The organism is Congregibacter sp., from assembly GCF_965662665.1.
In the GTDB taxonomy this organism is placed as follows: domain Bacteria; phylum Pseudomonadota; class Gammaproteobacteria; order Pseudomonadales; family Halieaceae; genus Congregibacter.
The window spans coordinates 1-10,988 of sequence record NZ_CBFIIF010000052.1 but is presented as its reverse complement, the minus strand read 5'-3'; the positions used below and the strand labels follow the sequence as shown (position 1 = coordinate 10,988).

Below are 10,988 nucleotides of genomic sequence, written 5' to 3'. Positions count from 1 at the left end.
CCTTAGTGTAGAGAGCATCAGTCGTCTCATAGGTGCGACTCTTTCGTCTACGGCCTATCCCGTCGCACCGGTGAGCGACCTTTTTTTCCTGGGACGTAAACAAGATCTCGCGCTGCAGCGAGGTCGTGCAAGCATCGCTCAACGCAACCACATGCGACTGTGGCTCGCGCCTTTTCGCTACGCTGGGCGACAAGTGTGGGTGGGGCAAGTAAGTCGTGATATTGGAATCAAACTCACACCAAAATCCGCATCTTTGACGACTCATATCATCGACCCTGAGGTCGATTTAGCAAGAGAATACCTTTTGCAAACACTACTCGCAGGTGGCTTTGTAGAAGTCATGGGATTTGCCAAAGGGTCAAACGCAGCATCGAGGACTAATCCGGCCTTCAACTTGGTAGGCGACAGCTACTTTAGTGACGGACTACGGCTCGTTGTTCAACTATCTGACGTACCGACTCCCTACTCCGAGGTACGGAGCTTTTTGTGGGAACGCGCTGGCGCGCCGGTGTCAGAGGGACAGTCCGCCGAAGCCGACAGGAACTCACAAGCGCTGGATCAAGAGCATTGAGCGAGCTTGTGGGAGTGCGAAAAAACAAATCCCCCCGTGCGACGAGCATTGGCTGTAACCACTCTACTCCATTCTTCAAACGCACTTGTCCTGAGATCTCGATAATGCTGAGCTCGCACAAGGTGTCTGCCCAGATTGACAAGACTGGACACAGCAGCGTGGGCAGTAACAAATCGCTGCGTCTGCTTCATCGACTTGAATCGCCGCATTCCTCGCTCCCGCGCCGGGTCGCCTCGTGTGATTGCTCAGCCCGATCGTTCTCGTACTCCTGGGTGCTAATCAGCTCTCGGTGAGCAACTCCATAGCTTCGTAACTTATCAGTGACGATGTTCCGGGGCTCACCGCCGTGACTGCGTAGCAACCTTTTGAAGAAGCGCCTTGCAGCAGCACCGTCCCGCTTTGCCTGTAAAAATACATCAACCACCTCACCGCCCTGATCCACTGCCCGCCACAGGTAGTGTTGTTTGCCGTTGATCTTTACGAAGACTTCATCGATGTAGAAGGTGTCGCCATAACCCCTGTGTTTACGCTCCAATCGGCGGGTATAAATGGCACCGAACTTGATGCACCAGAGGCGGATTGATTCTCGGGTGACCGTTATCCCGCGTTCGGCCAGGAGATCTTCGATGTCTCGATAGCTAAGTTTGAAGCGGTAGTACACCCAAACCGCGTAGCTGATGATGTCAGATAGGAATCGGTGGCGTTTATAAGTATTCATGCGCCGATTGTAGCAAGCGGGGCTAACTCACTTGGCGATACCGTGCTAACATTTTGGTGAGGACGCTTTCTGAGGCCACACCGACCCGATGAAAAGAATCACCCTGCTGTCCACGATCATCCTGACGCTGGCATTACAGTCCTTTGCATCCAATGCCTTTGCACAAAACGGAAAGCCGCCACCTTTTGCGCAGGCAGACTGTACCAATCCAGTCCTGGTTCTGACTCTGAAATCGCAGGCAGACGTTGATGCCTTTCCCTGCACAACGGTCGCTGGTGATCTCCAGATCAACCCAACAACAGCTCCCATCAATTCGCTGGCGCCCGGGCTCGACAAAGTGACTCGCATCGATGGCGAGCTAAAGCTCAGGTTCGCGAAGACCGGCGCGCCCAGCAACCTGAACGGGCTCAATAACGTCACCCACCTGGGCTCGCTATTCATCGACGCGGATATCTCAGGGGGGGCGGATCCGCTTCAGGACATCACTGCGCTTGGGGGCGTCACCAGCTTCGGCCCGAGAACCTGCCAGCCCGCCCCCTCGCCAGGCTGCGGTGCTCAGATCAACATACGATCGTCAGATATCACCCAGCTACCGGCCTGGAACATTGCCTCTTCTTCGGAGCTCAAAGAACTCGCGCTGTCTGGTCTTCCGCTCGCCGATCCAACCCAGTTGAACGGGCTTCCGGTACCGTCGTTCCAGTTGGGGCTTACCGCGGTGACGGTCGATACGGATCAGCCTGCCCAGTTTGCCGCCTTGCAGCGTATAGCGGCGACCGCCACTGGAACCGTCCTACTCAAAGACATTCCGGGCATCAAGCAACTGCCGCCCATGAACAAGGCAACGTCCCTTCAGCTGAGTGCAATCGGGCTGACAGACCTGGCAGACATTACGCCAGCGGCGTTCGCGGCTCTGGAATTTGTCAATATCGACAATCTCCCCGACATAGACCCAACCGAGCTGGCCTCAATCCGTGACATCCGGTCAGTCGCACTCAGCGACATGGCGGGGATCTCCGGTGCCAACCCGCTGGCGGGGCTCACGGGCGGCAGTTTCGAACGCCTGATCCTCAATAGTCTTAACGGTGTCGGCACGCTGAGCGACCTCTCGACGGTCACCAGTTTGGATGACCTCAACTTAACGAACATGGCAGCGCTCACCACCCTGGACGGCCTGCAGAGCCTGACCACTATCACAGACATCCTAACTATCAAGGCCAATTCGAACCTGCAGAATATCGACGGACTGTCAGGTCTTACTTCGGTCGGAACAAACGTAGAGGTGCAAGCCAACTCCGCCCTCCAAAACGTGGACGGGCTGCGCAATATCACAGGCACGCTTGCAACCCTGATTGTCTACAGTAACGGCCAGCTCTCCGACATCACCGGGTTGGCTGGAATCAGCGGGATCAGTTCTAGCGTGTTTGTCGGACGAAACGCCGTCACCGAGTGCGACGTGCTGGTACCGTCGCGACTGAACCCAGTCCCGGCCAAGGCTCAAGATTACTTTGTGAATCCGCCGTGTTCGTTCACCGCACCCATGTTGACCAGCAGCGCCAGTTCCCTGGACTTCGGCTCGGCGCCTATCGGCAATACCATCGATCGCAGCGTCACCTTAACGAACGGCACCGGCTCAATCTCCACCGAGGTCAACATCAGCGCCGCGGGCATTACTGGCGACACCTTGGGCGAGTACAGCGTATTGAGTGAGGACTGCACCAGCGGCCTGCTCACCGGCGGCAGCACCCGTAACAGCTGCACCGTCACGGTGCGCTTCACCGTGGGCCAGATAGGCGTGGATAACGCCCAACTCGACCTGACCTACGCCACCTCGGATAACAGCACGCCGCAGACATTCCCGGTCACACTGACGGCGGCCGGTACCGGCGTTGCCGGCGACCAGCTGACACCCAACACCAACCTCGACTTCGGCCAGGTCGAAGTCGGTGCCAGCAAGACCGATACGATTACCATCGACAACACCGGGGGCTCCGGAACGCTGACAGTCAGCGCGCTTACGGTGACCGGCAGTGACTTCACGCTGGTGAGCAACAGCTGCGGCAACAGCTATCCGCAGACCATTGCCGTGGGCAACACCTGCGCTGTGAGCATCCAGTTCACGCCGGGCGCGCTCAACGCGAGATCCGGCCAGTTCACGATGGACTCCGACGGCGCGACTTCGCCTGACAACGTCAACCTCATCGGCAGCGGCGTCGAGCCCCCGGCGCCGCTGCCAAACAAGACGAGCCTCGACTTTGGCGACGTCCTGGTCGGCACCACCAGCGCGCCGCAGGTCGTGCTTGTCACGAACCCGAGCCCGATAAATAGCCTGCCGCTCGGGCAGCTCAGCGCCAGCGGCGACTTCGCCGTGCAATCCGACACCTGCTCCGGCGCGACCGTCCCACCCGAGCCACAAGCCGGCTCAATCTGCGTCGTCCGCGTCACCTTCGACCCCACCACCACCGGCCCGGCCACCGGCACCCTTACCATCCCCGGCGCCAGCGGCTTCCCGTCAGCCAGCGTGGCACTGACCGGCAACGGCCTGCAGCCGGCTAGCCTTACCGCAAACCCGACGATTCTGGCCTTCGGAACCCAGACACAGCTGGCAACGCTCGATGTGACCATTACCAATATCGGAGCGGCTGGCCAGGATGCGCAGATCGGCACAGTCCTGGCCGCCGGCAGCGTAGTACCGGCACAGTATTCTATTGTCGCGGATAGCTGCTCCTCGAAGACCCTACTCGGCCAGGCAAGCTGCCAGATCTCCGTAAGCTTCGACCCGCAGCAAGACGGCGGCGATACCGGCTCACTCGATATCCCCTACAACAATGGCGAAACCCTGAGCGTTGCACTGTCGGGACGGGGTGGTCAGCCGGTGGATTACATCACGCCTTCGAGCCTGTCGTTCGGCAACATCGAGATCGGCAACAGCTCGCCCCCGCAGACGGTAACAGTCACCGACAACAGCGGCATTGCGCTGGACATTGCCGCGGTTACCTCAAGTGGCCCGGCATTCACGGTCCAGAACGACACCTGTGCCGGAACCACGGTGAGCCCTGGCGGTAGCTGCAACTTCGACGTTGTTTTCAATGCGATCACGCGGGTCCATGAGGTGGGCACGATTGATGTAATCTCCAACAGCAGCAGCTCGCCGGACCAGGTGCTGGTGGACGGCTATGGTGCCAAGCCCGGCGAGATCGCCCTGAGCGTGACCAACGTTGATTTCGGCGCAGTACCGCCCGGAGAACAGAGACAGCAGGCCGTCACTGTTACCAACTCCGGCGACCTGGACGTTGCAGTGCCGCCTATCGTACTTTCCGGCGACGCGGCGTTCTCGGTCGAATCCGATACCTGTACAGGCGTTACGCTCGCCGCAGCAGGCACCTGTTCGTTTGCGATCGCATTTGCCCCGACAGCGCTGGGCGACGTCAGCGCCCAGGTGAAGGTCAATCCCACGATCAACGTGACCGGCTCCGGCGCCACCGCAGCACCTCCGGTACAGGTGCCCACCCTGCCGTTCATAGCCATGGCACTGCTGGTGCTGTTAATGGGATTAATGGGCTGGACGTTTTTACGCAACCTCCGTCCCGCGGGCTAGGCGCCTTAGGATTACACAGCCAGAGCCCGGCACCCGGCGCGGAAGCAAGTTTTTCCGAACGGCTCGGATTTTGTTCGAAGTTCGATGTCGAAGACCAGTTGCGCTGCTTCGGGCACCGACAAGTTAAGTCATCGGATCGGTAGAAATTCAGGGCAGCGATAGTAGACAACTGCTCTGCCCCATTCTCCGAACACACTCGTCCGCAGATCACGATAGTGTTGAGCCCGTACCAGATACCTACCCAGGTTGAAGAGATAGAACACAGCACCAAAGTCCAGATAAACGACTACTTTCGAAGTAGCGCCCCGCGGCAGCGTTCCGTTCGGCCTTGGTTCAGTGTTCGGTTTACAGGAATCCGTTAGCAATCATCGGCTTACAACCACGGCACCCGCAGAACCAGCTCGGATCGGTTCGGGATAGGTTCGGTTTCGGAGTTGCGCTGCCGGGACGAGAGAAAAAGTGCTTAAGTTTCTTGTCCTTACAGCACGCGCGAAACGCCCTCCCCCATCCTCATAATCGATTGGTCGTAGGTTCAAGTCCTACTGGGCCCACCATTTTCTTTGATTTTTATAGCTTTTTTATGGGTTTGACCCATCGACTGCGGGTTGGCGGTCGCACCCGCGTGGGACATCGGTATTCTCCATTAAATGATTCCGCAAAATCAGTTTAATGAGACCCGGTGTCCCCCGTTGATGATGAAGAGCCTGAAACTCTCTACTGCCATAGGTTACTCCTTGGCTGCAATCGCAGCGTCCGCGTTACTAAGCACTGCTAATGCCAGTCTGGATGCCAAGTTCTGGCCGGCGTCTGACAAGGCCGCGCAGTTTGTCAAAGACACGGTGGTTATTGGCATGCTGGCGAGCCCCTACGGGATTGGTTGGACTTAGGATCAGCAGTTGCTGACTTACTTCACCGAGGCGCGAGAAGCGGGCACTACCGGCCACGAGATGACGCTGGCCGCGGCATCTATGAACTGGGATGTGTACATGGCGCAGCACAAAGCGTTTAAGTCCGCCATGGCAAGAGAGCCCGAGAACTACATCTTTGTTCGCAATGTAGCGGACATAGAAACCGCCCATCTCAAGGGCAAGACCGCTGTGATCTGGAACTCTCAGACCGCTACGATTCTGGAAGAAGATTTGTCTCGCATGGCGACCCTTAAGGAAATGGGGGTCGCTAGTATGATTCTCGCTTACAACGACCGTTTCCGCACCGGCTCGGGATCGTTGGCGGCGTTCAATGGTATGGATGATGGCCTGACCACCTGGGGTCGCGCCGTAATAGATGAAATGGTTCGCTATGGCATCGCTCTGGACCTGAGTCACACCGGCAAACAGACAGCGATGGATGCTATAGAGCACATGCAGCTCAATCACCCTGATGTGCCCTTTGTTTTTACGCACTCGATTCCGGCAGGTCTCTATGCCAGCGAGCCCAACAAGTCGCCGAACGGCTGTTACCGCAATATTTCTGACGAAGAGGCACTGCTCGCCGCCAAGAGTGGTGGCTATGTGGCGCCAACCTTCACCGAGTGGATGGTTGACGGTATTTGGCCTGACGACCTAACGCCTAAGCAGGCGGCGGATATGATCGACTACTACGCCAAGCTGGTGGGCGTTGATCACGTCGCCATTGCCACCGATGACATGTTTGATGTTTCGCTGGTGGTGGATTTCGCGAAGAAAAATGCGTCCATGTACAACGACGGCGGGTACATGATCGATGCGTTCAATAACGGTGCCGATGATTCGGCGCCTTTATCGCGGATCCTCGCCGCCGTGACCGATGAGCTTTGGGAGCGCGGTTACAGCAACGAAGACCTCGCCAAGATTTACGGCGGCAATAAAATGCGCGTTTATCAGCAGTTGTGGGAAGGTGCCCCGGCAGGGAAGTGGGATGCTGAATACGCTGAGCGTCTGCGTCTGCGAAAAGAGCTAATGGAGAAGTTCGGTACGCGATAGTCGTGCCGACATCACTGACCAGCCTTGTTCACTATCCTCCTTCCGTATAGGCAGTGATTTCACCTTAGTCGTGGATGGGATACGATCTTTTTCGATTTCCTTCAAGGTAGGGGCGAGGCTCTCATGCGACACTACGACGCCATCGTTATCGGTGCAGGGCACAACGGCCTGACAACGGCGAACTACCTTGCTCGGGGCGGCATGCGGGTCTGCGTGCTTGAGCGGCGCGGCGTTGTCGGTGGTGCGGCAGTTACCGAGGAGTTCCACCCAGGCTACCGAAACTCCATCTTTTCCTACGTGGTCAGCCTTTTGCGCCCGGAGATCGTTCGAGATCTCGAGCTTGAACGCTTCGGTTATGAGCCGATTCTGTTGGAGCATTCTCTGTATCTCGATAGTCGCGGTGACTACCTGCTCCTGAGTGGTGATGATGCCAAGGATCGAGCTCAGTTCGCCAAGTTTTCAGAAACAGACTACGACGCCTATCTGGCTTTCGATGAATCCATAGAGCAGGTGGGAGGTATTCTTGCCAAGCAGTGGTTGCGCGAGCCACCCAAGCTGGCGATGACGGGTATTAGCGATATTCTTTCCAGCCTTCGCCTGGGTGCCGATGTTTATCGCCTGGACGAGGAGTCCCGCTGGCGCCTCATGCAGTTTTTTGTCGGTGCACCCGAAACCATCATTGAGCGTTGGTTCGATAGTCCCAAGATTAAATCCATGATCGCTGCGCACATTATGCCGGCGAACTTTGCGCCCCTCACGCAGCCCGGGGCAAGCCTCTCCATGCTGCATCACGCTGTGGGTGAAATTGCGGGTCGCAAGGGTGCCTGGGGAATCGTGCGCGGGGGCATGGGAGCTATCACGCGAGCTATGGCAGAAGCGGCCGTTGAGCGCGGCGTGGAAATCCGCACGGATGCGGCGGTCGCGAGTATCAACATGGAGGGGGGTGCGGTTACCGGGGTCACTCTGGAGTCCTCAGAAGAGCTCCGCGCGACGGTGGTGGCAGCGAATACAGATCCCAATCGCACTTTTTTGAAGCTGCTCGGAGAAGAGCATCTGCCTGAAGACTTCAGTCGGGACATCAAAGCCTTCCGCCAGGAGTCGGCTTCTTTGCGCATGAATCTGGCGCTATCGGGCGTGCCGGAGTTTGCGGCTATCCCCGGCAAAGAAGTGGGTCCTCAGCACCGCGCCAGCATCACACTGATTGAGAGCCAGGAACACCTGAACGAGGCTTATCATAGTGCTAAAGCCGGGCGTCCTGCGGATCCACCCATCATCGAGGCGATCATGCCCAGCAGTCTGGACGACGGCCTTACCGATGAGCCCGGGCATCACGTTATGAGCCTGCTATGTAAGTACATGCCCTACGATCTCGCTGACGGCAAGAGCTGGGATGCGGAGAAGCCCACGGTGGTCGAGGGGATTCTCAGTCACGTCGAGACGTTTATTCCCAACCTTCGAGATATCTTGGTTGGTACGCAGTGCATGACGCCCCTCGATCTGGAGCGCACCCTGGGTATGACGCGAGGAGATATCTGCCACGGACGCTTGGAGCCTGATCAGCTCTGGAGCATGCGGCCGCATCCGCAAGCGGCCCAGTACGCGACACCTGTTGAGGGTCTGTATCTTTGCGGATCCGGCGCCCACCCCGGTGGTGGTGTGACTGGCGCTCCTGGCCATAACGCAGCGCAGCGGATTCTCCGTGATCGCAGATAGCTCCTCTCACTCTGTCTTTGACCGCGGGCAGTCCCTGGCAGCGGCGTTGTACCTGGCCATTGTCGGTTACAGCGTGCTGGCGGGCATACCTGTTATCAGCACAGCCTGGAGTGAGCTCCTGGGTTTTTCCGATATTCAGGTTGGCCGTGTGGCCGGCGCTGATCTTGGTGGTTTGTCTGCCGGCGCCGTGCTGGCTGCACTCCTGGTCGCGACAGTGGATCGCCGCTGGTTACTCTTCTTTGCGATTATCGCCGCGGTCCTCACTAATCTGGCCTGTCTCTATTGGCAGAGCTACAGCGCCACCCTTGGACTTCGCTTTCTTGCGGGTATGGCCAGTGGAGTCATTACCGGTATCGCGGTGGCTACCCTCGGCGGGCGTGCCCATGCGGCTCGCGCATTTAATTACTTGCTGTTCTCCTTCGCTTTTGTGCAGGCCGGTGAGATGTATCTCTTGCCCAAACTGACGATGGAGCAAATCTACAGTTTGTTCGCATTCAGCTACCTCCCGGGTTTGCTGTTTCTTTTCTGGATTCCCGCGCGACCGGCTCCGGTGCTGTCTGCGGTCGTAAAGGGGCAGTCTGTTCCCACGACGCGCGGCGAGAACGTGCCGCGTCTTGTTCCCTGGCTGTGTTTACTGGCAATGGCGCTTACCTATGTGAATATTGGCGCCTACTGGACTTACATCGAACTGGCCTCCGCGGATGCGGGACTGGATGGGGATTGGGTGTCCGGCGTGCTCGTCTGGGTCTCGTTTTTCTCGGTGCTGGGCTGCTTGTTCGCTACGTTGTTGTCGGATCGTTTTGGTCTGGCCCGACCCTTGTTGGCGACGCTCTTGTTGCATGCGGCCACTGCAGGGATGCTGATCGCGGGTATCGATGAGCCGCGTTTCTTTATCAGTCTGTATGCCTTCAACTTTCTCTGGATCTTTGTCGATGTCTACCAGATGGGGTCTGTAGCCAACGTCGACGGTAACGGCCGTTTTGCGTCGCTGATGCCTGCTGCCCAAGGTCTGGGGCAGATTGTCGGTCCGAACCTCGCTGCATCTCTGCTCGCCTGGGGTGCAGGCTATTCCGGCATTTTTATGATGTGCGCCTTAGCGTCTCTCGCTGCGTTTGCAGTCTATGCGCTTGCCTACCTGCGACTTAAGCAGCAGGCAGGGGGTGGTGCTCATGGCTTAGAGGGAGCGGGAGCCTGAGCGATTACGCTGCTAGGATCGCGGGCGGTATCGCCGCCAGATAGTCAGGCCAGCGATCAAGCCCAAAGGTATGAACAGTGCGGCGGGTCCGAAGGCGATCCAGGGTTCGGCTTCTCTCCAGTTCAAGTCGCCGTTTGCGAGAATGCTGCCTTTACCGCGCTGAAAAGGCGCTACGTAATAGTGCAGGAGCAGGAAGGGCATAGTCAGGCCATAAGCAACCAGCAGACTCGGCGCGATAAGGGTGATACGGGTGCGCCTCATGTCCCGATCCTCGATGGGTGTGTCATGGAGCTTTTCAAGATAGCGCTGCTCTTGGGTCGAGGGCGTGGAGCGGCGGGATACGAGCCAGATAGTGATGAGGCTGGCAACGGTACCGAGTAAGGCGGGTTCGAAGTAGCTGGGCAAATTTAGGAAACCGAGGTAGTCGAGGCCGGCCGGGATGATGTTAGCGAGTAGGCCAACAATCATGCCCCAGTAGGCTCCGGCTGCCGTAATCCGTTTACTCCAGATACTCATAAATCCAACGGGCCCCCAGCTGGATGCGAACACGGTGCCGATAAACAACATGATCCAGAACACATTGGGTGGAAGCACAAGGCTGAGGCCCAATACCGTCAGACTCACGATGCCCGTGAGTGTTCGGGTAGTGCCAAGCTTAACCGGGCCCCGGTGACTGAATAGATCATTGCTGACGCTGAACCCCACCAGGGAGAGAAAAGTCGAGGCCGATGAAACCGCGGCGGCGACAATGCCCGAGAGCAACAGGGCCCCCAGCAGCGGCGGTACCAGATTTTTAGCCGCCCACAACATGACAGTCTCGGAAGGATCGATGTCGTACTTAGCCAGGTTGATAAATCCTCCGGCACCGTAAATCAGGATCTGCATGAAAATCACGGCAAAACAGGCATAAATCGCGGCGCGCAGTACCACGTGCTCATTCTTGGCCATGAGATGTCGGCTGGACTGCCAGGGACTGACGGCATAGACGATGCTCCAGGCCAGGTCGATGATCACCAGCCAGATAAGAAAGTCCCAGGCGGTGGGCCACTCGGTGCCTGCGCCGATGGTGCCGTGCCATGCCGTGATGTCGCGTTTGACGTTCTGACGTGTGAGCTCTTCGATGGTGTGTTCAAAACCGCCCAGTCCATTGAGCAGATATCCTACAAAGGCAATCGTCGCTATTGTGAAAAGCAGGAACATCAGCGTATCGGTAATGATCACGCCGCGGGATCCCG

Annotated in this window: 7 protein-coding genes and 1 pseudogene; 6 read left to right on the top strand and 2 right to left on the bottom strand. The window is 57.8% G+C overall.

The features are described 5' to 3' along the window. The coding region (locus ACTG39_RS13815; RefSeq protein ID WP_439108147.1) for an LssY C-terminal domain-containing protein at nt 1-571 on the top strand (571 nt) is incomplete at its 5' end. A 56-nt stretch (nt 572-627) separates the two neighbouring features. On the opposite strand, the pseudogene ACTG39_RS13810 reads toward ACTG39_RS13815, so the two are convergent. Then, nucleotides 628-1,289, bottom strand: a pseudogene (locus ACTG39_RS13810) (IS6 family transposase); the annotation flags it as partial. 88 nt (nt 1,290-1,377) lie between these two features. Here ACTG39_RS13810 and ACTG39_RS13805 point away from each other — a divergent pair. From ACTG39_RS13805 to ACTG39_RS13785, 5 genes are all read left to right on the top strand, one after another. Beyond that, nucleotides 1,378-4,884, top strand: a complete 3,507-nt coding sequence (locus ACTG39_RS13805; RefSeq protein ID WP_439108146.1) for a choice-of-anchor D domain-containing protein — start codon at nt 1,378-1,380, stop codon at nt 4,882-4,884. A 692-nt stretch (nt 4,885-5,576) separates the two neighbouring features. Next, nucleotides 5,577-5,771 (top strand): hypothetical protein, encoded by a 195-nt coding sequence (locus tag ACTG39_RS13800; RefSeq protein WP_439108145.1) that lies wholly within the window; start codon nt 5,577-5,579, stop codon nt 5,769-5,771. A gap of 9 nt (nt 5,772-5,780) precedes the next feature. Continuing rightward, nucleotides 5,781-6,845 (top strand): dipeptidase, encoded by a 1,065-nt coding sequence (locus ACTG39_RS13795; protein WP_439108144.1) that lies wholly within the window; start codon nt 5,781-5,783, stop codon nt 6,843-6,845. A 123-nt stretch (nt 6,846-6,968) separates the two neighbouring features. Next, nucleotides 6,969-8,558 carry a phytoene desaturase family protein gene (locus tag ACTG39_RS13790; RefSeq protein WP_439108143.1) on the top strand — a complete coding sequence of 530 codons (1,590 nt, stop codon included), beginning with the start codon at nt 6,969-6,971 and terminating at the stop codon, nt 8,556-8,558. After that, complete coding sequence (locus ACTG39_RS13785) at nt 8,545-9,753, top strand: MFS transporter (RefSeq protein WP_439108142.1); 1,209 nt, start codon at nt 8,545-8,547, stop codon at nt 9,751-9,753. Before ACTG39_RS13790 ends, ACTG39_RS13785 begins: the two co-directional genes overlap by 14 nt. A gap of 12 nt (nt 9,754-9,765) precedes the next feature. Here the strand turns inward: ACTG39_RS13785 and ACTG39_RS13780 are convergent. Further along, a partial coding sequence (locus tag ACTG39_RS13780; RefSeq protein WP_439108141.1) for a sodium:solute symporter family protein occupies nt 9,766-10,988 on the bottom strand: 1,223 nt, incomplete at its 5' end.

Bases quoted from the DNA above. Each gene is read 5' to 3' on its own strand.
- ACTG39_RS13805 (WP_439108146.1), top strand. From the start codon at position 1,378: ATGAAAAGAATCACCCTGCTGTCCACGATCATCCTGACGCTGGCATTA.
- ACTG39_RS13800 (WP_439108145.1), top strand. From the start codon at position 5,577: ATGATGAAGAGCCTGAAACTCTCTACTGCCATAGGTTACTCCTTGGCT.
- ACTG39_RS13790 (WP_439108143.1), top strand. From the start codon at position 6,969: ATGCGACACTACGACGCCATCGTTATCGGTGCAGGGCACAACGGCCTG.